Genomic DNA, 26,975 nt, shown 5'->3' with positions numbered 1-26,975 from the left:
AACAATTTTTTTTCATCATGTTTCTTGACTTGAATTTTAGATAAGCCAAAGGTCAGCACGAGCAGCCTTTGGCTAAAAACTAACTATGAAAATCACTTAATCTTATTGTATTGCTCCTACACAAAAAGCAAAAAAACCTTTAACATCGATAGGATTAGAAAAGCTTGCTACAACTTCTATTTCATCAAACCATATACCTCCTATATTTACTGCTCCTGAAAAGCCATGACCGCCTCCATCATAGTTTTTTGTAATTTTTATATTACCTTGAGAAACATTAAAATATTGTGAACAGAAAGCGGATGTTTTAGTAAAAGTAGGAGTTACTATTGCTCCATTTCTTCTTAGGGTTACTTTATTATTAGCAGCTAAAGAATGATGATTAAATAGATACAATTTAATATTACTCACATTTTTGTTAAACTTAATTCTGATAGTACTGCTATATGATGAAGTTTCTGTTAAGAAATGACTCTGAGGACCTGTACTGCAGGAACGATATTGGTTAGATGATATAAAACTATTGCTAGAACCTTTTGCATTGATTAGCGTAACGGTCGCAGAAACAGCTACTCCATTTACTGTTCCATTAGATGTACCTGAAGTAGATAGAATTCTCCATCCTGTACAATTTGCAGTTAAATCTGGAGAGGGTGGATTTCCAGCTGTTACACTTCTTTCAAGAATACAAATCTGTCCGCCAATATTTATTGCAAAGCTTGCTGTTCCTGAAGAAGTTGGGGTTCCTGTAATAGTATAAGTAAGTGAGCCGTCTCCAACTGCAAAACTTCCAGGTGCTAAAGTTGCTGTCAATCCGAATACTCCTGTTGAGGTTACAGTTTGTCCATTATGAGTTCCTCCGTTTCCTCCTGAATAAAGTATTACTGAGCTTATATTATTTGCAGGTGAATTACTTACTAATGATCCATTATGAGTTGCTCCTGCACAGTTTAAAGTTTCAATACTACCAATAGGTGCAATTACAGTTCTTTCTAATGTACATGTTTGGCCACCGATATTTATATCAAAAGAAGCAGTTCCTGATGAAGTTGCTGTACCAGTAATTTCATAAGAAAGTGTACCGTTTCCGTTTTCAAAATTACCCGGAGCCAGCGTTGCAGTAAGACCTGTAACTCCTGTAGATGTTACAATTTGTCCGTTGTGGGCACCTCCGTTTCCTCCTGTATAAGAATATTCGGACGAAACTCCTGATGCTGCAATTTCACTGGTTAATGTTCCGGTATTGGAAACATTATCACAATCTAAATTTCCTATTGAACCTCCTTCTTCGCAGGCTGCATCACTCAGACAACTGCTCCATGTATTGGTTCCTTTATACAATCTCACACAGTCGTTGGTGCTGTCGTAGATTATCGTTCCGGGAACTACGTTTCCTCCCATAGGATTAAGAATATTATTTACATCAGCATTGGTAGGGAGTACCAATCCCATTGTATTGGTGTCGTTATCTTTATTAATATCCAGTGCTCCTCTGGGATTTGCTCTTCCGATTCCGATCTGAGCAGAAGCCAGGGCAGAATTGAATATAATAGCTAAGATTAAAATTTTTTTCATTTCCTTATTTTTTTTGTTCTTTTTCTGTTGAAGTTTCTTCATTATTTTTTAAAGCCACTGGCGTGGATGAAAATTTTATGCAGTTGCTCCAGGTTTGGGCTTTTTTATAAAACCTTACACAGTCTTTTGTTTTATCATAAATTACAGTTCCCGGTATTACGGTAAGACTTTCCGGTGATGTAATATTGCTGACATCGGTATTGGTGGGAAGTACCAGTCCCATATCATTGGTTGTGTTTTTATTAATGTCTAAAGCTCCACGCGGAGTGGGAGTGCTCATGCCAACTTGTCCGAAAGCTTTGCATCCTATGAGTAGGATTGTTGTTACAACAATTTTTTTCATTCCTTTAATTTTTTAGTGAATTTTTGTTTTTTTTTCGTGTCCTTAATTGTGTGTTTAGAATCATATCTCGATTTCGAAAAAGCTGACTAGTCCTGTTTCGTATTTACTTCGAAATTCTGGTGCAAATTTATGCCCATCGGAATAGAAAACAGGTACTTGAAATCTACTTAACTTTTAATTTGGTATTTGAAATCAGTTAGTTACTAGCTTTAGCGTAGTGGAAGTGTAGGGGTGAAGATTGTAGAATTATATTAATTAATTGCTCCCAAAAGGATATATTTTTAATTAATTATTAGATTTTATAACTTTTTTTATCTTAAATAATATATACTTTTGTTTTTATAAAACATTGTTTATGCTCCCAAACAATTTTCACAAAATATTCGTTTTGCTTTTCTTTTTGTCATGTTTCTATAATGCACAAAATCCATCTCTTTTAAAGTTGGATAGTATTACGGATGATTATATTAATGAAGGAAAATATGAGCAGGCGATTAATCTCAATATGGATAAGCTGAAAGCGTATCGGGATGCAGATAATAAAGACGGAATTGTTACGGTATATATTAATGTGGCAAAATTGCTTTGCTCTATCAATAAATATCAGGAAAGTTTACAGTATCTGGACGAAGCTAAAAAATATATAAATGACGTAGATGATGTTATATTAAAGGGGAGATTGTATTTTCAATATGGAAGAAATTATTCTTTTTTAGAATTATTCGGGCAGTCGAACAGCAATTATAATAAAGCGATCAGGTATTTAGAACAATCGGAAGACCATAAAAGAAGTCATCATTACTTATACCTTTGCTATGCCTGGAAATGGTCGGATTTCGATTATACGAAAGAGAAAGATTCTTCATTTAATATGCAATATAAATCTCTGAAATTATTTCCAGAAGAACCTTTGGTTTATACTTCTATTGCGTACCGGTATATGGGAAGCAATCCTAATCTGGATTCTATAAAATATTATTTGGATAAAGCCGTAGCCGGTGCTCCCAAAGCTTCGAAGATTCATCAGGCATCTGTTTTGGTTTCTCTTGGAGATTACAATGTGATAAAAGATGATTATCAAAAAGGACTGGATTATTATCTACAGGCTCTTGATATTTTCCAGAAACTGAATCGTAAAAATGATTTGAAATCAGTCTATCAATCCATTCAACAAACGTACGGAATGATGAATGACAGAGAAAAAGAGAAGGAATATTTTAAAAAATTTACGGACCTTAATAATCATCTTATCAACATACAGAAAAAGTCTTCGAAATATGCTGTAGAAAGACTTATTCAAGAAAAAGAAAATGAAGAAAAAACTAAAAGAAATAAGCTGTATATCATCATCGCTTTAATTATAGTTGTTATTATTGTATCGTTGTTTTTTGTTCGTAAAATCTATATTAAAAAACAAAAGAAAAAGGACGAAATTATTGACGTTAAAAATGAACTTCTAGAAAAGAAAGATAAGTTAATAGAGAAAAAATCTGTGGAAACGGATAAACTTAAAAAGAAAGTAAATTCTTCTTTTGATAAACTCATACAATTGGCAAAAGCAGGTGATCCTTTTTTTCTTATACGTTTTAAAGAATTATATCCTGAGTTTACTGAGAAATTAAGCGCTCTTCATCCTGATCTTACAGAATTGGAGACTAAAATTTGTGCCTACATCCGTCTTAACCTTACCAATCTTGAAATTGGAGAATATGAAAAAGCAACCCCACGCGCTGTCGAAACAAGAAAATATAGATTAAAAAAGAAAATAGGTCTTGCTCCTGAAGATGATCTTAATATCTGGATACAAAAATTATAAAATTTTCAACTTAAATTCCCGAAATTTATTTTTATTACACACTACATTTATACTACTTTTTTAGATTTAATTAATTGATTTTCATTTTATTATAAAAATGAAGTAGCCATGTAGTAATATTATTTTCATATTTCCGATGTACATTTGCAGTAGAAAATTCAACAAAACATAAATGATTGATAGAATTAAAAAAGCTTTGTTGAAATAAAATTTACATAGATGATGATTAAATAAATATTTTCCCCCTCAAATTGTTCCCAAAACAATTAGTACTACTTTTAGATGAAAAAAAATTATTAAAAAGAGGGGGAATATATTTTAATCACAAAAAATATAAGGTATGAATTTCCCCATATACTTTAGTGTTGTGTTTAAGCTTTTACATTTTTGTAGAAGCTTTTTTTTTGCTTAAATCTCGTTTTTCCATAAAAAAAACCTGCTCCAAAGAGCAGGTTTCCCCTTCATTATTAAAAAACTAACTCAACCATTCATTAAGGTTCCAAATGATTTACCTTCGTATGGATAATATCATAAAATACAGTTGGATCACTCGCATTAGGAGTAATTCTGTAAGTAAATTTGTCACTGTTTAGTTCAAGAATTTGTACATCACGTGTAAAAATAACAGCCCCACTGGTTGGATCTTTTGCCACAATAGTTCTTGTTTTTCCGTCTGCAGAAATAGACCAGTCACCTTGATTTCTCAGAACATCATTCAATCCATAAATGGCATATGTTCCACCAGCTCTGAAATATGCAAATCCTACATAACCAGCTACATTGGTATCAGTTAGATTCATTGCATTCCCGTCTTTATCTTTCGCTCCAGTAGTTTCCCAGGCTGTAGAAGCTAAAGTTCTCTGTCCATTACTTGGCTCTGCGTGGCCTGTCTTTGTGTGGATAATATCGTAATACACAGACGGATCACTCGCGTTGGTGTGAATTCTATACGTGAAAACATTTTTGTTCAACTCAAGAATTTCTACATCACGCGTGAAGATTGAAGTTCCGTCAGGACGAAGCGCTGTAATCGTTCTTGTTTTTCCTTGAGGATCTACAGACCATGTTCCCATTGATCTTAATGCATCAGTCAAACTGTAGATTGCAAATTTTCCGTCTCCATTAAAATAAGCAAAACCAACAAAACCGGCTACTGCAGGATCGGTTAAGGCAACAGATTGCCCGTTATTGTTTTTAGCACCCGTAGTTTCCCATGGAGTAGAAGATAGAACTTGCGAGGGAGTCAATTGTTCTTCAACAATTACTTGATCATCATCATTTGAACAAGATATTGTAGTGGCAGTCAGGGTGAAAGCCGTGAACAGATAACATAATTTTTTTAGTGTACTCATAATTTATATTTTTAAATCATTGCAAACATATCTGTTATTCAATTCAAAAGATTGTACGAAATATCTCTTTTGTTGTAAAAAATATCACTTATAGTTAATGTTTTCTTAAATATTTGATATAGCTTGTATAAATATTGATATTCGTAAATTTGAGAACCTAAGATTCTTATCATAATGCAACAAATAGCAACACTTATTCTTGACCGGGAAATAAAAGATTCTTTTCAGGTTTGTAAATTAAATAATACCTTATTTAATGCAGAATATTCGATAAGTGTGATTTATAATCGCGTATTTATTATTAATGAAGGAAAAGGAACTGCTATTATTGATGATAAAGAATTTGATATTAATGATAAAGAAATTTTATTAATTTCAAAAGGTCAGATATTTTCATTTTCCCTGCAAACAAAATTATCAGGATTTGAAATAAGCTTTGGAGACTGCTTTTGGGAAAAGGCTCCTGCAAGTGCTTCAAACTGTAAGCTTTTATTATTTAACGATGCGGTTCTTCATCAAAAAATATCTTTAGATCAAAAAGATTTTCTCGAGCTTGATCCTATTTGTGAGATTTTATTAAAAGAATATCTCAGCGATGATTATCCGAACAAGCTTGATGCAATGGCTGCCTATTTAAAAATTCTGATGATTAAATTAGCCAATCTTGCACCATCTTTTCACGAAGGGATTGATGATTTTGATAATCAGATCTATCGAAAATTTTTGGAGCTTGTAAGTACAGAATATCATCAGATGCACGATGTCTTGTATTACGCGGAAAAACTTTTAATGACACCCCGAAAGCTTTCAGATATTTCAAAAAAGAAAAGCGGAAAAGGAGCAAAGGAAATTATTGCCGGACAAATTATCGCAGAATCAAAGCGTTTGCTTCAGTTTTCGGCTAAAACAATTAAAGAAATTGCTTATGAATTGTCATTCAGTACACCGGAACAGTTCAGTCATTTTTTTCAAAAAATATACCAACATTTCACCTTTAGATTACCGTAAGATCTTTGTGAAAATTGGCAGGTAATGTGAAGATTCTGACATTCCTTTCAGTCTTAAATGAGCCTACTTTTGTTATAATAAAAATTAAAAAGTATGTCAGTTCAAAGATTACAAAATATTGCAGGAATTACCATTCCCGATAGTAAAATCGCAACCGAAGCCACAGAATTGTTACTCGAACACGGAACGGAATTTATTTACAATCATTCTTTGAGAGTTTTTCTTTTTTCTTCATTAAATGGTAAAAGAAAAAACCTTGAATACGATGAAGAGTTGTTGTATGTGAGTTCTGTTTTTCATGATTTAGGCTTGGTTCCGCATTACAGCAGTTCTGATTTAAGATTTGAAGTGGATGGAGCCAACGCAGCAAGAGATTTTCTGAAAAGCCATGGAATTCCGAAAGAAAAATTGCAGTTGGTTTGGGATACAATCGCGCTTCATACAACCATCGGAATTGCAGAACATAAAGAAAATGAAGTAGCTTTGATGTATTCAGGGGTTGGATTGGATGTGATGGGCGAAGGTTACGAACATTTAAGCGAAAAAAACAGAAATGAAATTATCGGAGCTTTTCCTAGAAATGATTTTAAAAATAAAATAATTCCAACTTTTTTTGATGGTTTTAAAAACAAAACGGAAACTACTTTCGGGAATATAAAAGCTGATGTCTGCGCTTTCATGATTCCTAATTTTGAAAGAAAAAATTTCTGTGATTGTATTCTTCATTCGCCTTGGAGTGAGTAGCTGAGGTTCGAAAAGATCTATAAATTTTACATAATAATATTTTTTTCTAAAAGTATTGTTAAATCCTTATCATTGATGAGGATTTTTTGTGTAGAACTGAAAATATTTTTTAATTTTGGCGAAACAACTCAATATGTTTATTAATAAAATTTCTCTTTTCGGGTTAATTAGCGCAATCGGTTGCATTAATATGAATTGTATCTACAAAAATCCCTTCAGAGTAAACAGTTTCAGATTATTGCCAATCTACTACTAATTAAGATTAAATAATAAAATACAATGATGAAATTTAAAATTTCGGTAATAGCAGCTTCTTTCATTACTACTGCATTTTCAGCCCAAATAAAAGATACGTTGGCTGAAAAAATGTTGGTGTATCAGCTTCCAAACGGAGGTTGGGGAAAACAGCTTGATGATAAATCTGTGGTAGATTATAATTTACCCATCGATAAAAAACTTTTAGCAAAAATAAAAGAGACGGGAGATGACCACGCAACGATTGATAACAATGCTACTTCACGAGAGATTAATGCGTTAATTAAGTCTTATAAAACCACAAACAATCTGGAATATTTAAAATCTGCAGAAAAAGGGATTAATTATCTTCTTTCGATGCAGTATAAAAATGGAGGATTTCCTCAGTATTATCCGAATTCAGGACTGTACAGAAAGCAGATTACGTACAATGACAACGCGATGATCAATGCATTGACAGTTCTATACAACGTTGCAGAAGGAAAAAATGATTTTGATGTTGTTGATTCTAAATTAAAAGAAAAATCAAAACTAGCCATTCAAAAAGGAATTGACTGTATTTTAAAAACTCAGGTTGTACAGAAAGGAGCTCCATCAATTTGGGGAGATCAATATAATGAAATCACGATGCAACCCGATAAAGCCCGAGCTTTTGAGCCTATTTCTTTGGCAACAGGTGAATCGGTAAATATTGTTAGATTTTTAATGATGCAAACTGCAACTCCTGAGATTCAAAAATCAATAAAATCTGCAGTAAACTGGTTTAAACAGAATAAAATTGAAGGCTACAGCTACAACGTTATCAAACAAAACGGAAAAGCAGTCAGAACATTAGCAGAAGATAAAAACTCCATCATTTGGGCAAGATTTTATGATATTAACAACAACAAACCGTTATTCGGAGATCGTGACGGAAGCGTGAAATATAACTACAATGATGTTTCCGAAGAAAGAAGAAACGGCTACAGTTGGTTTGGCGATGCTCCTGATAAATTGATTAACAAAGAGTTTCCAAAATGGGCGCAGAAGAATGGTGTGATGCTTTAGTTTGAGGGTTTTAGGTTTGGAGAGTTTTAGGGTTTGAGAGTGGGAGTGTTTGAGAGTGTTTAGGGTAGTGGAGTTGTAGTGTTTTTGGCGTCATTGCGAGGAGCGAAGCGACGAAGCAATCTCTTTTAAAACAAACTTGATGGTTAATTGCGACTTATATTGAAAAAGGCGACTGCAACCCTAGCCCCGATTGCAATGAAAATCCTTTTTTGAAAAAAAAGATTGTAATGAAAAGCGGGAAAAAGCTCCTAAATAAAAGTAAAATATTATTATAAATAGAAAATGACTGAGTACTACACTCAGTCATTTTTTGTCTATTTTTTATTTTCAAAGTATTGCAAATCAAAAATATCACAGCAAAATATCTGCAGAATCCGTGAAATCTGAGGGAGATTTGTCTTTTGTTAGAGTCGTAAAAACGTAATGATTAATTACTCATTACCAATTACTTATTGCCGATAGTCTTAAGCCAGTCGGAGCATAATTTTTTCCAGTTATCCGTCAGTTCAGATTTATTGGTGATACCGATTTTATGTTCACCTTCAGGGAAAATAAATAGGGCGCCTTTTACTTTATTTTTTGTCATTTCCTGATAGTACAAAATACTGTTCATCACAGGAACTGTTTTGTCGTTTTGGGCATGAAATAATATCGTAGGCGGCGTTTTTTCCGTCACTCTATTTTGCATTGAATATTCCTTGATTTTTTCCGGAGAAGCATTTTCGCCAAGCAAACTGTTTCTACTTCCGACATGAGCAAATTCGCCCAAATCAATAACTGGAGAAACTAAAATTGCAAAATTTGGAATGGTAGGAATGGATACCCAATCTCCTTTTAATTCTGTATAATCTGTAGGAATATTACTCACCGATGCAGCCAAATGCCCGCCTGCAGAAGTTCCGATTACGCCAATCTGTTCTGGTGAAATTCCGTATTGTTCGGCATTTTTTCTAAGATATTTTATGGCGGCCTGAACATCCTGTAACGGAGCGATTTCTTTCTGTTTCAAATCAGGAGAAGTCGGCAATCTGTAGTTTAAAACAAAAGCCGAAATTCCTTGAGTATTGAACCATTTTGCAATCTGATAACCACCTAAATCGTAAGTCAATTTGTAATATCCGCCACCGGGAATCACGATAACTGCCATCTGTTTTCTTTCTTCTTTTGGAGGTAGGAAAGCAAACATTTCGGTTTCTTTTATCTGTATAATTCTTCCGTCTTTTTCTTCCGTTTTTAATGGTAATCCTTTGGAATTCGGCATCTGACCTTTTGGCCAAACCATGATTTTTTCCTGCGCAGATATTTGAATGAAAAATAAAATTAATAATATGAAAACAGATTTTTTCATGGCCTTTTAATTAGTGATTATAGTAAAGTTTGCTAAACCTTCAAGGTTTCAAAAACCTTGAAGGTTTTAATTTTTAGGAATTAATCTTTAAGAAAATCCTCTCTAAACGGAGTAAATGAATCAATCAGCTGACCTTCTTCCAGACATTTTACACCATGAAAAATATTAGGCTGAGCGAAAAATCCGTCACCTTTTTGTAGAACTTTAACCTCACCATCAACAGTCACTTCAAATTTTCCCGAAGCCACATACGTGATCTGAGAATGAAAATGCTGATGCAAAGCGCCAATCGCATCTTTTTCAAATTTTACAATCACCATCATTACTTGTGAATTGTATCCAACGAATTGTCTTGATACTCCACCTCCTAAATCTTCCCATTCGGAATTTCCGTCAAAGAAGGGTTCTTTTTTGAACTTCATTTTTTTATATGTTTTTTAATTTTTAAAGTAAATTATTCACATTGACTCTGCCATTTCGACGAAGGAGAAATCTATCTGTTTACTAGATTCTTCACTGCGCTTTCGCTTCGTTCTGAATGACACACTTGCTGTTTGATTATTAAGATTAAAAACTATTTAATATATTTCTCCAAACCTATTTTCAAGCTTTTCAAATTCTTCACCGCCAGTTTTGCAATAGATTCTGCTCCAAGTGTCGACAAATGCGTGTCATCATCTTTCCCTTTTGGATAATAAGGATCTTCACCTTCTTTATAATGCAAATGTAATTTTTTTGAATTTTCAGGACCATAAGAAATTTCTAACTGTTCTGTCAATAATTGCATATCTACAAACGGAACTTTCATTTCGTTTGCCACCATTCTTACAACCAAAGGATATTCTTTGTGCGTATCAATTAAAACTCCGTTCTCATTGAAATCTCTTCTTACAATAGAAGTCATCAAAATTGGCGTTGCGCCTTTTGCTCTTGTTTCATTCACATATCTTTCCAGATTAGCTCTGTATTGAGTGTAAGGATTGGTAAATTTTGTAGAATCTTTCAGCTTTTGGTCATTATGTCCAAACTGAATAATTACAAAATCTCCTTTTTTCAGTTGTTTTTCAACTTTATCCCATCTTCCTTCCGTTCTGAAACTTTTTGAACTTCTGCCATTCATTGCATGATTCTGAATTTCAATTCCTGCTGTGAAAAATTGTGGCAAAACCTGTCCCCATCCATGTTCTGGATTTTTGTCGGGATTTTCCTTATTCGCCATCGTTGAGTCGCCAATAAGGAATAGAGTTGTTTTTTGTTGAGCTAGAATTAAATTTGAAATTGCTATGCTAAATATTAAAAGTATTTTTTTCATTTTAAATAAATTTTTAATTAATATTCTTTTGTCTTGAAACAAAAGAATCAAAAGTTCAAGACTTGGAAACTTCCACTAAAAATTATTTCTGTTCTCTAAAAATTCTAAAACTCGTGCGAATTTTAATTTTGTCCTTCGACTCAATATTTATGTCGCACTCAAACAGAAGAATTTTTTTAACGTTCACAGAACTAATTTTCTTAACGCTCCATTTTCCTATGTCAATTTAGCTGTGGTTATCATTACTCATTACCAATTGCTTATTAATTATGTTCAGGATTCCAATCATTAAAAATCTTTTCTAATGTATAATTTTTCAAGTCTTTTTTTGTCAATTGATGCGACCAGTTTACTCGGTTTGCGGTATTTCCGCCATCGCCTTTACTTCCGAACTCAGCATAGAAAGCTGTTTTTTCTTTATCGGGAAACATTTTGTCGCCTTTCCATGGATTCCAACCTTCAGGGAGGATATGTTTTCCCATTTCTGTGTTGATGAAAACCGTTTTCGCGTAAGGTCTCCAAGGTCTTCCCAAATACACTTTGGTGATACCTTCTTTTGCAATTAATTGACAGTCAAAAAAAACGAAACCATACTGTCTGTCAGCTTCTGTTGCAGCGGCGGTGATGTAAGAATCGGCTAAGCTTTTAATTGTACAATTTTTAAAAACAACCGTTGCTTGTCCGAAAATAAAATCGGTTGTTCCTTCGATATAACAGTTTTCAAAATACTGTCTGCTGTGATTGGTTGCTGAATAAATGGTATCCTGACAACCCAGAATTTTCGAATTTTTAATGATAAAACGATCACCTTCAACATGAAGCGAAACCGCCTGTCCTTCGTTGCAAGAACTGTTTTGAATCGTCAGATTACTGATTTTAATATCATCACCCATTACCAATAAAGTGTAGGAATTGAACGTTGTCATTTTTTCATTAAATGAATCCTGTTTTCCTGAAAAATCATTGTTGGTAATGATGGTATTGTCTTTATTTTCGCCTTCTAGTGTGATTTTATGTTTTGAAGATGGAATAGTAACTTTTTCATTATAAGTTCCGGATTTAATATAAACTAAAGCTTCTGCCGGACCTAAATCTCTTATCGAATTGATCGCTTTCTGAATCGATGTAAAATTTCCGCTTCCGTCTTTGGAAACAGTAATTTTAATGTACGGTTCATTTCCAGCAAAGAGAAATTGAGCCATCGGAATGAATAGAATTAAAAATAATTTTTTCATAGGTTGAATTATTTTTTTGACGCAAAGTTTTTTATAAAACCTCATAGTTTTTAGAGAGCAAAGGCAAATAAAATTTGCTTCGCGAAGCTATGACGATAACTTCATCAAATCAATTTATTGATTCATCTTTGATCCTTAAAGTTTAACATATTTATTAATAAAACTTTGCGTTTAAAATTATTATTTCAAAACTTTATCTAAAAAGTCAACCGTTAAATTTAAAGTTTCTGTAAACCAAGGTTCTGCCGACCAAAATGAATGCGGCGTATCTTTAATTTCATGAAACTCAGTCGGAATATGATAACTCTTCAATTTTTTCATCATATCATCTCGACCTGCATGAAAACGAGGCTGCGAACTGTTGATGAAAAGGGTAGGAGGTGTATTTTCATCTACATATTCCAACGGTGAGGCTTCTTTCCAGATTTTCGGATTCTCTTTTTGTGGATAACCAAGCCAATAAGCATCGTAAGTTCCTTCTTTTCCGGATTCTTCATGAACAAATGAAACAACGCCGTCTACATTTACGATAGCTTGTAATTTATTCTTTTTCTTAACTCCAACTAAAGTGGCGATTTGGGCTCCAGCGGATTCACCCAAAACCACCATTTTCTTTTTGTTTAAAGAATAGGTGGAGTGATTTTTCTTCAGCCATCGAATTCCTGTTTCAATATCTTCAACTCCGGCAGGATATTTTGCAACATCAGCCAATCGGTAACCAATTGCAATGACCACATATCCTTTTGAAGCTAATTCCATAGCCATAAATTTCTCATTTTCTTTACTTCCAGAAACCCAGCCACCACCATGAACCATTGCGATTCCCGGATATTTTTTTGATTTATCAAAAGGATAGTAAACGTCAGCTTTTAACGAAAGTCCGTTAATGTTGGTATATTCTACATCTTTATCAACTCCAATGTTTTGTGGAACTGCTCGGTCGATAGGCGTGATGAAAGAATATTTTTTCTTGAATTTTTCATACGTCGCTTCATTGGTATAAGGAGTAGCATTCGGTCGTGGAACTTGACCGAATGCTAATGTGCCTCCTAACCAAAAAATAGAAATATAAGTAAGTTGTTTGTTAAAAATCATTCGCTTGTGGAATTTTTTTAATACTGTTTTTTATTTTAAGTTGTTGGAAAATCTTTGCGTCTTTGCGATTTTTCAACTATTTAACTGCATTTTTAGCTACATCAGTGCCGATAGAAAGTGAATTTTTATCAGTTGTAACTTCTTTTGGTAACAAGACTGCTCCTGTTTTATTTCCTAAAATCTTAACCAATGGCTTATTTGAAGATTCAAATTTCACCGTTGAAAGGTTGATGTTTTTACTGTTGTAAATTGTTGCTCCGGTTCCTTCAGAATATTTCAGTTTTACATTTTTCAGTTGAATTCCGTCTGCGTCAACGATGGTTAAAGCTTTTTTTGTGTCGAACTGAGAATCTTCAATAACGATATTTTTAAGGTTCATTTCTGCTAAACCAAACAAAGTGATCGCTTCATAAGAATTAACGGCATTGATGTTTTTAAAGAAAATATTTCTGAAAATGGGAGTTTCTTCTGTTACAGGATAAACCTTTTCCGGGGCTTTGTTACCTTCTTGTTTTTGTCCGTCTTCCAAAACAGGAGAGGCTCCTTCATAGAACATATTGAAACCAATTGTCTGTGTAGGAATGTTGATCATATCAATATTTTTAATGTAAATATTTTCAACGATTCCACCTCTTCCACGGGTTGTTTTGAAACGAAGACCAATATCAGTTCCGATGAAAGTACAGTCGGAAACATGGATGTTTCTCGCACCACCAGACATTTCGCTGCCGACCACAAAACCTCCGTGACCATGGTAGACAACATTGTTTTTAATAATCACATTTTCAGTGGGCATATTTCTTTTTCTTCCGTCTTCATTTTTCCCTGATTTAATACAAATTGCATCGTCACCAACATCAAAAGTATTGTCGTAGATCAAAACGTTTTTGCAAGATTCTAAATCTACGCCGTCACCGTTTTGAGAAAACCAAGGGTTTCTAACCGTAAGATTTCTTAAAATGACATTTGTACACATCAACGGATGCAGGTTCCAGGCTGGGGAATTTTGGAAAGTTGGGCCATCTAATAAAACTTTGTCACAACCAACCAGACTTACCATCACGGGACGAAGAAAATCTTTAACCGTTGTAAGTTCTTCTTTAGAAATTTTATCAGGAACATTGAAGCTTGAACTGCTTTCAAATCCTTTTTTATAGCTTTCCGAAGGATACCAGTTTTTACCGTCAGAAGATAAAATTCCACCGGATTTTACGATTTCTTTCCATTCAGATTCTGCAACTTTGCTTTTTTTAATGGCTCTCCATGCATCACCGCTTCCGTCGATTACTCCTTTTCCGGTAATTGCAATATTGGTTGCGTTTCTTGCTGAAATTGGAGATTGACAACGGATTGTATTTAATCCCTCAAAACTCACATCAACCAACGGATAATCCGCTTTATCTTTACTGAAAACGATGAAAGCACCTTCTTCTACATGAAGATTGATGTTGCTTTTTAGTTCGATAGGACCTGTTAACCACATTCCGCGGGGAACGACCAATTTTCCGCCTCCTTTTTTACTTAAATCCTCGATTGCTTTTTTGAAAGCTTCTGTATTTTTTACATTTCCGCCTGCAACGCCACCATATTGTGTGATGGAAACAGTATTGGCTGCAAAAGAAGTTTCTGTAACCTGAGGCATTTTAAACTCAATGTTTTTATAAATATCCAGATTCTGAGCATAAATTTGCCCTGAAAACATCATTGCTGCTACTAAACCGATAACTTTGAGAGACTTCTTCATTTTATTTTTTTTGAGTTTTAATTACTTTTTTTAATTCTTGATAAACAATTGACGCCACTGTTTTTGCTCCTTCCGGTTGAAAATGCGTGTTGTCTTTTTGCCCTTTCGGATAGGCTTCATAAACATTCTCAGGAAGATTCATGAAATAATGGTTTGTGGTAAAATCCTGTCCTTTTTTTGTAAAATAATCCATTGATAATTTGTTTAAATCAATGTAGGGCACATTCATTTCTTTAGCGATATCAATCGGAGCCTGAGCGTATTCTCCGTGTGCATTTTCTAATTTTCCGTCTTTCCAAGGAAAGTTTCGGGCAACAGGTGTTAAAATGATAGGATTTCCACCTTTTTGTCTTGTTTGAGTTACAAATAACCTTAGAAATTCTTTATAACCTTCAATATTTACATAACGTTCTGTATGTTTTTCTGAGCCGTCGTTGTGGCCAAATTGCATGATCACATAATCGTTTGGTTGCAAATGTTCATACACATATCTCCATCTTCCTTCCTGAAAAAACGTTCTTGTACTTCTTCCGCCGTGAGCTCTGTCGATAACAGCAACAGAATCTGTTGTAATGGCTAGTTTTAGAGAAACTAAACTGTCTTTCACAAAAAATGGCTGAAAAACCTGTCCCCAACCTGTAATTGGATAACGGACTTTCATATAGTCTTTTCCGGGTTCGTAATTTCCCGTATAATCTGCCATTGTGGAATCTCCGATGAGATAAATATGGGTAACTTTTTTATTGTATTTTGATACTGACTTTTGACTATGAGCTTGTGATTGACATGCTGACAACAGCAAAACAACGAATAAAAATGAAACTATATTAAATTTTTTTTTCATGACTAATATATCTTGTTGGTAATCGCAAAGACGCAAAGTTTTTAATCTTAATTATGTTTTAAGGCGCAAGAAAATCAGAGATTTTCAGCAAAATATTCATTATTAAATTTTATCGAAGATAAAATCCTTGCGTCTTAAAGCATGTACCTTTAAATTTTCTTTGCGTCTTTGCGATTTACCAACTATAATTCTAGTTTTTAGTAATTCTAAACCAATCAAAATCTGCATAGCCACCACGAGGTGCTTTGGTTGTGCTTACGCTGTATAAACCAACTTTAGCTCCAATCCATTTTCCGGGTTTTGCTTGGAAAACGTCACCTACTTTTGTGAAATTTTTTCCGTTTTCACTGTAGCTGAACTGGCATAAACCATTCGGTTCGTTCACATTTACCTTTAAATATGCTTCGTTTCCTTTTAATTTTGTTTCAAATAAAACCTTTTCTTCACCGCCTTTATCTGCTTTTTCGGCTCTTCTTAATTGTAAATAAAATCCGTCGGGTTTATTGGTCACTACGATTGATTCATGATCTAATCCCATGATCAAAAGTCCTGCGGCTTTTCCTTCTTTGGCATCTTCGGGAGTTAATTTCACTTTTGTTGAAGCTGCAAAATTCGGTGCCGGGAATTTTTGAGTTAATAAATTTGGGACATTCCAAAGATTTTTTTCACCTTCAGGAACTTTCATGGAGAATAATCTTAAAAATTTTTGTCCGGGAAGTTTGGATGACCAGACGATATTTTCGTTCGCGCTCCATTGCCATTGAATTCCTAATTTTTCACCATCAAATTCATCTGTTTCAGGCGGAGTAACGATAGGATAGGATTGTCCTACGTTTGGTTTTTTATAGTTTAGAACCGGTTCTCCGATTCCGTTTTTATTATTGTCGATTCCGATGATTGGCCAGTCTTTTTCCCACTTCATTGGCTGTAAGTGAACAATTCTTCCGCCTGCGTCCACATCTTGGAAATGGTAAAACCAATCTTCTCCCGAAGGCGTATCTACCCAAGCTCCCTGATGAGGTCCGTTGATTTTTGTGGTACCTTGTTCCAACACAACTTTCTCTTCATAGGGACCGTAAATATTTTTTGATCTTAAAACTAATTGCCAACCTGTTGCGACACCGCCAGCAGGGGCAAAAATATAATAATAACCGTTTCTTTTATACATTTTGGGACCTTCGACAGTTGGATGTGCATCGTGACCGTCAAAAACGTGAACACCTTTATCTAAAACTTTTGTTCCTTCAGGATTCATTCTATTAAGACTTAAAATACTTTTCACTCCGGCACGGCTTCCCGCCCAACCATGAACTAAATAAGCATTTCCATCTTCATCCCAGAACGGGCAAGAATCGATCAGGCCTTTTCCTTCCATCACTAAAACAGGTTTTTCCCAAGTTCCAAGAGGATCTTTGGTTTTAATCATATAAATTCCGAAATCGGGATCGCCCCAATAAATATAGAATTCACCTTTATGAAATCTGATGCTCGGAGCCCAAACTCCGTCTCCTCTTTTTGGTGTTGAGAAATGTTCGCTCGGAAGGACATCCGGAAGGGCATAATTCACCAACTTCCAGTTGACCATATCTTTTGAATGAAGAATCGGCAGTCCCGGAGCTTCATTGAAACTTGAAGCCGTCATATAATAATCGTCACCAACACGAATGGCGTCTGGATCGGAATAATCTGCATACAAAACAGGATTTTTAAAGTTTTTCCCCTGATCTGCTGTCCAGACTTCGGAAACGTAGTTTTTTTCCTGAGCATTCAAATAACTTGATGCAATAGAGAAAATGGTTAATGAAAGTATATTTAAAATGTTTTTCGTCTTCATAAATCAGAGTTTTAGTCTGGCCTCTTTTTAACGCAAAGAGCGCAAAGATTTTTTTTAATGGCTTGCTGTATATTTTTCGTTCGCAAAGGCGTTTGACTCAGCAAAGGTTGAATGTTTTTCATCTTGTCATTTCGACGAAGGAGAAATCTATTATGTATTTATAGATTCTTCACTACGCTTTCGCTTCGTTCTGAATGACAGCTCTGTAATAATTTATTTTTCAAATTCTATACTTGCCAAGATAAATGGTCCTGTTCCTTTTGCATCATTGGAACGAATTTCTTCATTCACATAATATTCGTAAGAACCGTCTCTGTAAGGTTTTCCTCCTAAACCTGCGACTGCACAGCATTTATTTAAATTAACTACACCATTTTCGTCTACTGAAATAAGGTTTTTGATGATCCCATCATAGCCTTTTTTGGCAGCAGCTTTATAAGATTTTGGAAGATAACCGTTGTTAACTGATTTAATGATCGTGTACACAAACATTGATGATGCAGTAGCTTCGGTGTAATTTCCTTTTTCTCCTGCTTTATCCAACACTTGATACCAAAGTCCGTTGTCTTTATCCTGAACTTTTATTATGGCGTCTGTGTAAGATTTTAAGTAAGAAATTAATTTTGCTCTTCCCGGATGGTCTTTTGGTAAATAATCTAAGACATCAACCATTGCCATTCCGTACCAACCCATTGCTCTTCCCCAGAAATTTGGAGAAACTCCGGTTTCTTTGTTTGCCCAAGCCTGTTCTTTACTTTCGTCCCAAGCGTGATACAGCAATCCTGTTTTTTTGTCTACCAAATGTTTTTGAATTAAATCAAACTGCAAAACAACATCATCAAAAGCTTTTGTTGCTTCTGCACCTTTTGCAAAATCTTTGGTGTAGTGAGCATAAAATGGTTGCCCCATGTATAAACCATCCAGCCACATTTGGCTTGGATAGATCTTTTTGTGCCAGAAACCGCCTTCTGATGTTCTTGGTTGTCCATCAATCTGAGAACGAAGCATTTTCAAGGCTTTTAAATACTTTTCTTTTTTCTCTTTTTCGTAAAGATAAAGAAGTACATTTCCGCTGTTTAGAAGGTCGATGTTGTATTTATCTAATTCGTAGGTAAGGATGCTTCCGTCTTCTTTGATAAGTTTTTCTCCAAAACTGCTGATGTAGTCGTAATATTCTTTTTTGCCTGTTTTTGCATAAACCTGTTCAGCTCCATCCAAAACAATTGCTGATGGATAGGTCCATTTTGGACTTTTACTGAAATCAAGCATCCACGATTCCGGGAAACGGTTCATTTCGGAAAGTAGCATTCTTTCAGACCATTTCAAATTGGTTGGAACTATTTTTCCTGATTTTGAATTTTCTGTTGCAGGTCTTGATGCTACAGATTTAGTTTGAGCGCATGCAAGGAACATTCCTGAGCCTAAAATTGCGATTGCGTAAGCTTTTATTTTATTATTAATGAAATTCATGATTTTAAACTTTAAAGTTGATTATTTTTTTACCAGATTTAATAAAGAGTTTTCATGGTTATTAGAATTGTCTTTCGGTTATTTTTTTAACAATATCATTAAAATAAACTTCAATATTATCGTAGTTTTTATCTAAATCTCTTCCGTTTGCGTTGGCTACTCTTGGATTTAATTTATTTTTAATTTCCCATTCGTCGGGCATTCCGTCGTTGTCTGAATCGAGTAGAGGTTTCCCTTGTTTTAAGTCCGGAAATCCGCCGACATCTTTTTGAGAGTCGATGATTCCGTTGTTACTTCCTTTTGAACCTTTATAAGTGAAACTTCCGTTTTTGATATCTTTCAAAACATGCAGATCCACTGCATCTCTCACTAAACTTGCTCCACCGATCTGTAAAATTTTCTCGTAAGCTTCTTTTGCAGATTGCGTTTTCACATTATTCTGAATATCGTGTGGTTGGTTGATTTTTATGGAGTTTTTATCTTTATCCGTCAAATTATAAGAAGGTTTCATCTGACTGAAAACACCTTCCGTCCAATTGTCTTTTGTGACTTCAGTATTCCCTTCCACCACGTTTCCGTTGATGTAATATTTCCCCCAGATGTTGTAAACTTCGGTCTCCGGTTTTTCATTTTTATCGATGGCAACAATTCGTTGTTTTGTCATTGTTGCAGGGCCGGGTTTGTAGTAATTATTAACAATATTGACGTTCATTCCTTCACCGCCATAAACATTGTTGTGTCCCCAATTGTAAATGACATTATTTCTAAAATCGGTAAGGTCGGTCAATGCAAATTTACTTCCTGCATATTCTCCCAATCTCGGATTTCTGCTGTCGTGATGAGCGTAAATATTATGATGAAAAGAGGCAAATTTTCCACCTGCAATTCCGCCATATCCGTGAGCACCTTTTTGATGGGCAGAATTTCTCAGACTTTCGGCAATTACACACCATTGGAGTGTTGTATTTTCATTGACATAAATGGAAACCGTTTCGTCTGTAGACCAGCTCATCGAGCAATGATCAACGATCAGATTTTTGATGAATCTTGCGCCCAAAGCATCACCCTCAAAATTTTTCTGATCACCCATTCTGAAACGCATGTAACGTATAACCACATTATCGGAACCTATGAAAGTTTCGTAATTGGCAATGGTAATTCCGTCTCCGGGAGCGGTTTGTCCGGCAATGGTGACATCACCTTCTTTTATTTTTAATGGAGATTCAAGATAAATTGTTCCGCTTGTTTTAAAAGCAATATATCTCGAACCTTTTTGGTCTAAAGCGTATCTCAAAGTACCTTCTGAACCGTCATCTGTCAATTTCGTTACAAAATAAACCTTTCCGCCACGTCCGCCAGTTGTGTATCTTCCGAAACCTTCTGCGCCCGGAAAACTTAGTACTTCCTGAGCATTTGCTAATGTGGAAATACCGCATAAAATTCCTATCGCGAATAGTTTTGTGAAGTGTTTTTTCATGATTGAAAATTCTTTGGTGTTTGTGATGTTTTTGGTTTAAATTATTTTAAACTTTTTTTCGTGTTCCAGTTGTCGTTTCCTTTGAGAATATTTTCTGTGGTGTATTTTTTTCTTTCTTCTTTTGTTAATTGATGCGACCATGAAACTCTTCTTGAAATATTGGCTCCCGTTCCTTTTGAACTAGATTCTGCATAAAAAGTTGTTTTTTCAGCATCGGGTTTGCTCCAATTATGCCAACCTTCAGGTTTTATGGTTGAATTGATTTCACAATCGATGTAAACAGTTTTAGCAAAAGGTCGCCACGGTCTTCCTAAATAGACTGAATTTTCTTTAGCATTTCCGATGATTTTAGATTTAATAAAAACAAATCCAAACTCGTTTTCCTGTGGAGTAGAAGCGGCTGTTACATAACTTGCCGTTTCTTTAGAGTAAATTGTACAGTTTTCAAAAACGGCTGTTCCGGCTCCGAAAATATAATCGGTTGTACCTTCGATGTAGCAGTTTTTAAAATAATTTCTTGAAGGTTTTGTTTTATCAGCTAAATCCTGAGCTCCTTTTAAATATAAAGTGTCTTGATTTCCTAAGAATTTACAGTTTTCAAAAATAATTCTGTCGCCTGAAGTCAAAACAGCAACGGCTTGTCCGACTCTTCCTGAACTGTTTTCAAACGAAATATTTTTTGCTGTGAAATCGTTTGAATAAATAAAAATCGTTGAAGAACCTGTAGTTCCGATATCTTTTCCTTCTGAATTCTTTTTTGATGCAAAATCATCGTACGTGATGATTGTGTTTTCAGGATTTTCTCCTTCCATCAAAATTGCTCCTTTTGTATCGGGAACGGTAATTTTTTCTTTGTAAACTCCGGCTTTAATTAAAATTTTTGTTCTTGCTGAGGTTCCGTTTTCAACCGCGTCAACGGCTTGCTGTATTGTGGTGAAGTTGCCTTTTCCGTCTTTCGAAACCACGATTGTTTTATCATTAGCTTTGAAAGAAAGAAGGCTTAAAATTAATACAGAAAAAACAGAAAACAGAATAAAATTTTTATGAAAAGTGGAAGCTTTCATTGAATTTGATTTTGGATTTTTTTAAAAATACAGACTTAGCTCTTATTACGGAGTAAGTCTGTATCTAACTTGATATGAATGTATTTTTTATCTCCTAGTAACCGTAATCTTGGGTAAGATTGTAGTTAGATTGGATGATATCGCTATAAATTGGCAATAATTCTCTCTTATTTGGCTGGAAATACTGAGCAAAACCTTTTACCGGATCACTGATGTAAGTTGGTAAAACCGCTGCTCTCCAAGCAATTTTTGTATAACCTGTAGGCGTTGCATCTTGTGAAGCCATATAAAATACCTGAGATTTGTCTCCGCCAGTGTAATAAATATCGATGTCGTTGATATTTTGCTGTGCAGATTTTGTAGGATCGTAAACCGATTTTTTAAAGTAAAGGTTTAAAGGTACGTTTGCATATTGGCCAGTTCCGTTTGCGAAAGCTGTCAGTTTCTGTCTTGTTTCTGTTATTTTAGAAGCTAATAAATTCCAACGGATCAAATCATATTTTCTGATTCCTTCAGAACCTAATTCTAATAATCTTTCCTGTACAACATAATTGAAGAATCCTGTTTTATCAGTCGGGATTGTTCCTACCTGAGCTAAGTTTCCTGTGTAAGCTCTGTTTCTTACTGCTTTTACAGCATTGATTGCATCAGCAGAAGGCGCTCCGTGAATTTCATTATCAGCCTCAGCAAACATCAATAATACATCTGAAAAACGTAGCAAAGGCCAGTCTACCGCAAGGTTTTGAGAAGGTCCTGTGATATTCGTCCAAGATTTTCTGTATTTTGAATCTGTGAAAGAAATTGCAGTTACCAATTCTGCTTGGTTAGTATTGTTTACTTTGAAAATTCCAACGTTCATGTCTCTTCTTAAGTCATATTTAGTAAACTCATAGAAGTAAGTTGGAAGGGCATTGATACCACCGCCACCTTTCCAATTGGAGTTGTCATCATGTTTTAGACCATTATAATATCCAATTTTACTGTCTGTTCTTGCATTACCTCCAAAAGCTCCCACGCAGAAAATAATTTCGTTTGTAGTATCTTGAGAATTGCTGTGTAAAGCTTTGAAAACAGATTCATAACTAGGATTTAAGCTATGTTCTCCTGCATGATTCATGATGTCTTTACACTCGTCTAAAGCAATCTGATAATAAGTTTGAGGATTAGATCCCTGCGCCATTACCTGCGGACTTCTTCTTAAAGAGTATCCTGCTCTTGCCAATGCAATTCTTGCTCTAAGACCTTTTACAAAACCTTTGGAAATTCTTGCGTTGGTTGTACTTCCTTCTGATCTCCATGGAACTAATGCTGAAGCCTGTGCAAGGTCTGCAATCATTCTTTCGTAGATGATATCTCTATCTGTTTTTGGAAGATAAAGATCTGCCATATCTGCTGAAGGCTTATCCTGAAATGGTACATCTCCCCAGTTTCTGATCAATTCATAGTAAAATTGAGCTCTTAAGGTTAATGCTTCACCAAGATAGCGATCCATTAATTTTTTATCGGCATCAGAACCTGTTTTGTAAACCGGAGAAAGCGGAATGTTTTTAATACAAAGATTCGCTCTTTCTATTCCTGAATATAATTTTAAGAATGGTTTATTAAGTTCTGTATTGGTAGGACAAGATCCGAATGTAGCAATTCCTCTTCTGTCATTACAGTTGTAATCTCCTGAAGTCCTGAAATCGTCACTTGAGTGAGGATAGATTAATGCTAACCTTTGTCCATATCCGTCGTCACCTGCCAATTGGCTGTAAACACCAACCAATGCTGAAAATGTATCTGATGTACTGTCGAATTGTTGCGCTTCTGCTACACTTGAATAATTTTCTGCTTCCAGATAATCATTACATGAAGTCAGCGTAGTTAAGGAAAGGATGCAACTTAAAATAATTATTGTCTTTTTCATGTTTAAGTTTTAATTAAAAGGTTATATCAACACCTGTTAAAATAAATCTGCTTCTAGGATAGGCAGCGTAGTCTACCCCTGGAGTTAAAGGATTTTTTCTTGTACTCGCTTCAGGATCGTAACCTTTGTAACCTGTGATGGTAAATAGATTATTAACCGTAGCATACAATCTGAAATTCTTGATACCAAGGCTTTCTAATGAATTTTTTGGTAGGCTGTATCCTATCGTTACATTGTTTAATCTTAAGAAAGATCCATCTTCAATGGCATAAGAATGTAGAATGTAACTTCCCTGTGGTGGCGTCCACATTGTTGTATTAGCGTTCAGAGCGGCTAGGGCAGTAGGGTCGTTCACTTTAACACCGTTATTATCAAACCATCTCCATCTGTCTGCAACCTCTGCTGACATGTTGTTGTCTCTGTATAAATATTGAGTGGTAAACTCTACTTTATTAGCATTGTACACTTTATTTCCAACAGAGAAATTAAAGAATAAACTCATATCCCAGTTTCTGTATCTGAAAGTCTGGCTGAAACCTCCGAAAAATTTCGGCTGAGCGCTTCCTAGTTCTGTCTGGTCAGCTGCTGTGATCTGTCCGTCACCATTAAGATCTCTTAATTTAAGATCTCCTGGCTGGATTGGTTTTGAACCATTAGCCACGGCACTACTGCTCGCAACTCCTGCCTTTAAAGTATAGGCTTGTGTTGCTGTATTATAATCAAAGTCACTGATCTCGTATCTACCTTCTGTAACGTAACCGTAGTAAGTTCCTACAGGATTTCCAACTTTAGCAACAAAATCGAATAAATTGTTTACCCAACCTGAAGGTACAAGATATTGAGTACTGTTTGGCCCGTTACTGGCACCTAAACTTTTAATAACATTTCTGTTGGCAGAGATATTAAAATCAGTTTTCCAAGTGAAGTTTTCTTTGTTTACTATAACGCCTCCTAATGAAAATTCAAGTCCTTTATTCTGAGTTTTTCCTGAATTTTGAAATTGAGACTCATAACCTGAAGTCTGTGGAATTTTAGCTAAAACCAAAAGATCTTTTGTATCTGTAATATATCCATCTACACTACCGTACAATCTTCCATTGAAAAATCCGAAATCAATCCCTAAGTTTTTAGAAACCGTAGCTTCCCATTTAATATTAGGATTCGCTAAAATAGTTCCGGTAGTCGCTCCCGGCGTTACACCGCTTCCGAATGTATATCCGAAATCTGTAGATGTAGTAAAGAATGTATTGTATAAATAAGGGGTAATTCTGTTGTTTCCGGCTAAACCATATCCAAAACGAAGTTTAAGCTCATCCAGCCATTCTTTGTTTTTAAGGAATTTTTCTTCCTTCATTTTCCAAGCTACTGAAACTGCAGGAAATGTTCCCCATCTATTTTCAGGACCAAAAATATTAGAAGCATCGGATCTTACGGAAGCCGTTATGATATATTTGTTATCATAAATATAATTGACTCTACCAAAGAAAGAAGCTAATCTGTCCGGTGGTAATGCGCTTGTTCTCGGTGCATCCTGAATCATTCCTGATGGCGGACTTGCAGCCTGGATATTAGCAAATGCCTCGTTAGGAAGAATAGAAACAGGAAGCCATTTTGTGTAAGTACTGGATACTTCACCGTCAGTCTGTACCGTTTCCTGACCCAATAGTAAATCAAGTTTATGATTTCCGAATTTCTTTGTATAATTTAAAGTATTCGTATTGGTAATTCTTCTCGTTTGGTTTCTTGTTAATTGTACAATCGGCTGATTGTTATTCGCTCTGGCATCACTTGTAATAGTTCCCCAAAACTGATTCACAAAATTATCTTTCTGTACATAACCTACAACACTTCTGAAAGTTAAGTCTTTCGTAATATTATAGTTTAAATAAGCATTTAATAATAAGTCATTGGTTCTTGCGTCCTTTATTTCATTGTCATTCAACAATAAAGGATTAACCAAATTGGTGTTTGTTGCGTAGTTAGGGTCAAAATCATCGATAGGAACATTACTTCCTCCTTCGAATGGTTGATATCTTACCGCATTTCTCAGTCTGTTGGTATTCTGAGAACCTGTAGCAGAAGTTCCTGCTCCGGAAATCAACTGTCGGCTGTATCTTGCGTTGAATCCAACTTTTAATTTTTTAGAAATATCATAATCATATTTAAAGTTGGCCATACTTCTTCTGAAACCGGAATTTAGCATGATTCCGTCCTCTTCAACATGATTTAATGTTAATGAGAATGCAGATTTATCTGATCCTCCTGTTAAGCTTAAATTATGTGTAAAGTTGAAAGCTTCTTGACCGAAAAGTTCATTTTGCCAATCTCTTTCTTTAATATTCTGGTATTTGGTCGCAAGTTGATCGTAGGTTCCATATCTTGTATTAAAGGCTGTAATGTCTTCAGCTACACCGTTTTTGTTGTAAAGTTCATACTGATACATTACAAATTCATAAGGATCTAAAACCGGAATTGTATTCGTGATTTTTCTAACCCCTGTGTAACCGCTGTAGTTAATCGTTGTAACCGCTTTTTTGCGTCCTCCTTTTGTTGTAATTATCACAACCCCGTTTGCACCTCTCGATCCGTAGATAGAAGTGGAAGCAGCGTCTTTTAATACCTCAATTGATTCAATTTCTTTCGGCGAAATGATAGATAGTGCATTATCCATCTGGATTCCGTCTACGATATATAAAGGTGCGTTACTCTGTGTGATAGAAGTACCACCTCTTACTTTAATTTCAACTTCTGCACCGGGCGAGCCCTCACTTGCAGTAATCTGTACACCGGCAATTCTACCCTGGATGGCTTCTGCAGCGCTGTTCACAGGCATATCCTTTACAGCTTCGGCTTTTACAGAACCAACAGCGTTGGTAACGTCTTTTTTAGAAACTCTGGAATATCCTACCAAAACCACTTCGTCGATTTTAGTTTCTTTTTCTGCTTTCGTTTCTTTTTCTTGAGCCATTGCAAGGACAGGAAGAAGAAAGACAGTTAAATATAACCACTTTACTGATTGTACTCTTTTATCCATTATTGTATCCTTATAGTTTTAATTCTTTGGTTGAAAGTTTTTTTTCAAGCTTTGTTGCTTTTGTTTTGTGGATTTAGTAAGTATTCTATTCTTTTTAGTGATTAATATTTTTAAAAATTGTACGCTTTATTCAAGTGCAATCGATTGCGTAATTTTTCGTTATAAAATATCTTGGCTCCTAAACTAATATTATTTTCCATTACGCAAAGAAAAAAATATTATTTTTTCATTAATTTGATTGTTTAAGTTGTTAAATTTAACAGAACATTTGTTAGTTAGTTTGTTTTAATTAGTTGATAATTAAATATTTATTATTAAATTAAATAATATTGAAATATTTTTAAAATAGTTGAAATTTTTTGCTGTTTAATAATCAAAAACTTAAAATTTACTTAAAAAATGCCTGTTTTTTTGTTTTAAAAATTCCCAAAATTGATACTCAAACTCAAAATTTCAACTGTTTTCCTGA

The 26,975-nt window shown here is 34.8% G+C and carries 20 protein-coding genes; 4 read left to right on the top strand and 16 right to left on the bottom strand.

Features of this window, described 5'->3' with window-relative positions:
• Window positions 1-102 precede the first annotated feature (102 nt).
• Together AC1Q7L_RS13380 and AC1Q7L_RS13375 are read right to left on the bottom strand one after the other, a co-directional pair.
• On the bottom strand, window positions 103-1,575 hold the full coding sequence (locus tag AC1Q7L_RS13380; RefSeq protein ID WP_492306355.1) for a hypothetical protein: 1,473 nt from the start codon (window positions 1,573-1,575) through the stop codon (window positions 103-105).
• Between the two features lie 4 nt (window positions 1,576-1,579).
• Window positions 1,580-1,918, bottom strand: coding sequence for a phage tail-like protein (locus AC1Q7L_RS13375; RefSeq protein ID WP_492306354.1), 339 nt, complete (start codon window positions 1,916-1,918; stop codon window positions 1,580-1,582).
• Window positions 1,919-2,273: 355 nt separating this feature from the next.
• Here AC1Q7L_RS13375 and AC1Q7L_RS13370 point away from each other — a divergent pair, with 355 nt between their 5' ends.
• Window positions 2,274-3,734 (top strand): tetratricopeptide repeat protein, encoded by a 1,461-nt coding sequence (locus tag AC1Q7L_RS13370; RefSeq protein ID WP_492306353.1) that lies wholly within the window; start codon window positions 2,274-2,276, stop codon window positions 3,732-3,734.
• A gap of 491 nt (window positions 3,735-4,225) precedes the next feature.
• Here the strand turns inward: AC1Q7L_RS13370 and AC1Q7L_RS13365 are convergent, their stop codons facing one another.
• Window positions 4,226-5,086, bottom strand: a complete 861-nt coding sequence (locus AC1Q7L_RS13365; RefSeq protein WP_492306352.1) for a DUF4822 domain-containing protein — start codon at window positions 5,084-5,086, stop codon at window positions 4,226-4,228.
• Window positions 5,087-5,260: 174 nt separating this feature from the next.
• Between AC1Q7L_RS13365 and AC1Q7L_RS13360 the strand changes: the two genes are divergently transcribed.
• The 3 genes from AC1Q7L_RS13360 to pelA all read left to right on the top strand — a co-directional run bounded on the left by AC1Q7L_RS13360 (window position 5,261) and on the right by pelA (window position 8,140).
• Window positions 5,261-6,094, top strand: coding sequence for an AraC family transcriptional regulator (locus AC1Q7L_RS13360; protein WP_492306351.1), 834 nt, complete (start codon window positions 5,261-5,263; stop codon window positions 6,092-6,094).
• Window positions 6,095-6,187: 93 nt separating this feature from the next.
• Complete coding sequence (locus tag AC1Q7L_RS13355; RefSeq protein ID WP_410692771.1) at window positions 6,188-6,838, top strand: HD domain-containing protein; 651 nt, start codon at window positions 6,188-6,190, stop codon at window positions 6,836-6,838.
• 282 nt (window positions 6,839-7,120) lie between these two features.
• Entirely contained in the window at window positions 7,121-8,140 is a 1,020-nt protein-coding gene (gene pelA / locus AC1Q7L_RS13350) for a pectate lyase (protein WP_492306350.1), read from the top strand.
• A 445-nt stretch (window positions 8,141-8,585) separates the two neighbouring features.
• Here the strand turns inward: pelA and AC1Q7L_RS13345 are convergent, their stop codons facing one another.
• The 13 genes from AC1Q7L_RS13345 to AC1Q7L_RS13285 all read right to left on the bottom strand — a co-directional run bounded on the left by AC1Q7L_RS13345 (window position 8,586) and on the right by AC1Q7L_RS13285 (window position 26,506).
• Complete coding sequence (locus tag AC1Q7L_RS13345) at window positions 8,586-9,488, bottom strand: alpha/beta hydrolase (RefSeq protein WP_492306349.1); 903 nt, start codon at window positions 9,486-9,488, stop codon at window positions 8,586-8,588.
• 80 nt (window positions 9,489-9,568) lie between these two features.
• On the bottom strand, window positions 9,569-9,910 hold the full coding sequence (locus AC1Q7L_RS13340) for a cupin domain-containing protein (protein WP_492306348.1): 342 nt from the start codon (window positions 9,908-9,910) through the stop codon (window positions 9,569-9,571).
• Window positions 9,911-10,062: 152 nt separating this feature from the next.
• Window positions 10,063-10,800: a rhamnogalacturonan acetylesterase gene (locus AC1Q7L_RS13335; protein WP_492306347.1), complete on the bottom strand. Its 738-nt coding sequence runs from the start codon at window positions 10,798-10,800 to the stop codon at window positions 10,063-10,065.
• A gap of 263 nt (window positions 10,801-11,063) precedes the next feature.
• Window positions 11,064-12,035 (bottom strand): pectinesterase family protein, encoded by a 972-nt coding sequence (locus tag AC1Q7L_RS13330; RefSeq protein ID WP_492306346.1) that lies wholly within the window; start codon window positions 12,033-12,035, stop codon window positions 11,064-11,066.
• 180 nt (window positions 12,036-12,215) lie between these two features.
• Complete coding sequence (locus AC1Q7L_RS13325) at window positions 12,216-13,130, bottom strand: alpha/beta hydrolase (protein ID WP_492306345.1); 915 nt, start codon at window positions 13,128-13,130, stop codon at window positions 12,216-12,218.
• 76 nt (window positions 13,131-13,206) lie between these two features.
• Window positions 13,207-14,874, bottom strand: coding sequence for a glycoside hydrolase family 28 protein (locus tag AC1Q7L_RS13320; RefSeq protein ID WP_492306344.1), 1,668 nt, complete (start codon window positions 14,872-14,874; stop codon window positions 13,207-13,209).
• A gap of 1 nt (window position 14,875) precedes the next feature.
• Window positions 14,876-15,718: a rhamnogalacturonan acetylesterase gene (locus tag AC1Q7L_RS13315; RefSeq protein ID WP_492306343.1), complete on the bottom strand. Its 843-nt coding sequence runs from the start codon at window positions 15,716-15,718 to the stop codon at window positions 14,876-14,878.
• Between the two features lie 190 nt (window positions 15,719-15,908).
• Window positions 15,909-17,552 (bottom strand): glycoside hydrolase family 43 protein, encoded by a 1,644-nt coding sequence (locus tag AC1Q7L_RS13310; RefSeq protein WP_492306342.1) that lies wholly within the window; start codon window positions 17,550-17,552, stop codon window positions 15,909-15,911.
• A 213-nt stretch (window positions 17,553-17,765) separates the two neighbouring features.
• The gene (locus tag AC1Q7L_RS13305; RefSeq protein ID WP_492306341.1) at window positions 17,766-19,022 is read right to left on the bottom strand and encodes a glycoside hydrolase family 88/105 protein; all 1,257 of its coding nucleotides are present in this window, start codon (window positions 19,020-19,022) and stop codon (window positions 17,766-17,768) included.
• 61 nt (window positions 19,023-19,083) lie between these two features.
• Entirely contained in the window at window positions 19,084-20,499 is a 1,416-nt protein-coding gene (locus AC1Q7L_RS13300; RefSeq protein ID WP_492306340.1) for a pectate lyase family protein, read from the bottom strand.
• 41 nt (window positions 20,500-20,540) lie between these two features.
• Window positions 20,541-21,563, bottom strand: a complete 1,023-nt coding sequence (locus AC1Q7L_RS13295; RefSeq protein WP_492306339.1) for a pectinesterase family protein — start codon at window positions 21,561-21,563, stop codon at window positions 20,541-20,543.
• 94 nt (window positions 21,564-21,657) lie between these two features.
• Window positions 21,658-23,472 (bottom strand): RagB/SusD family nutrient uptake outer membrane protein, encoded by a 1,815-nt coding sequence (locus AC1Q7L_RS13290; protein ID WP_492306338.1) that lies wholly within the window; start codon window positions 23,470-23,472, stop codon window positions 21,658-21,660.
• A gap of 13 nt (window positions 23,473-23,485) precedes the next feature.
• Window positions 23,486-26,506, bottom strand: a complete 3,021-nt coding sequence (locus AC1Q7L_RS13285; RefSeq protein WP_492306337.1) for a SusC/RagA family TonB-linked outer membrane protein — start codon at window positions 26,504-26,506, stop codon at window positions 23,486-23,488.
• Window positions 26,507-26,975 lie beyond the last annotated feature (469 nt).

Source organism: Chryseobacterium sp. GW823-FHT05E08 (assembly GCF_058795655.1).
This window is presented reverse-complemented; position numbering and strand designations above follow the sequence as displayed.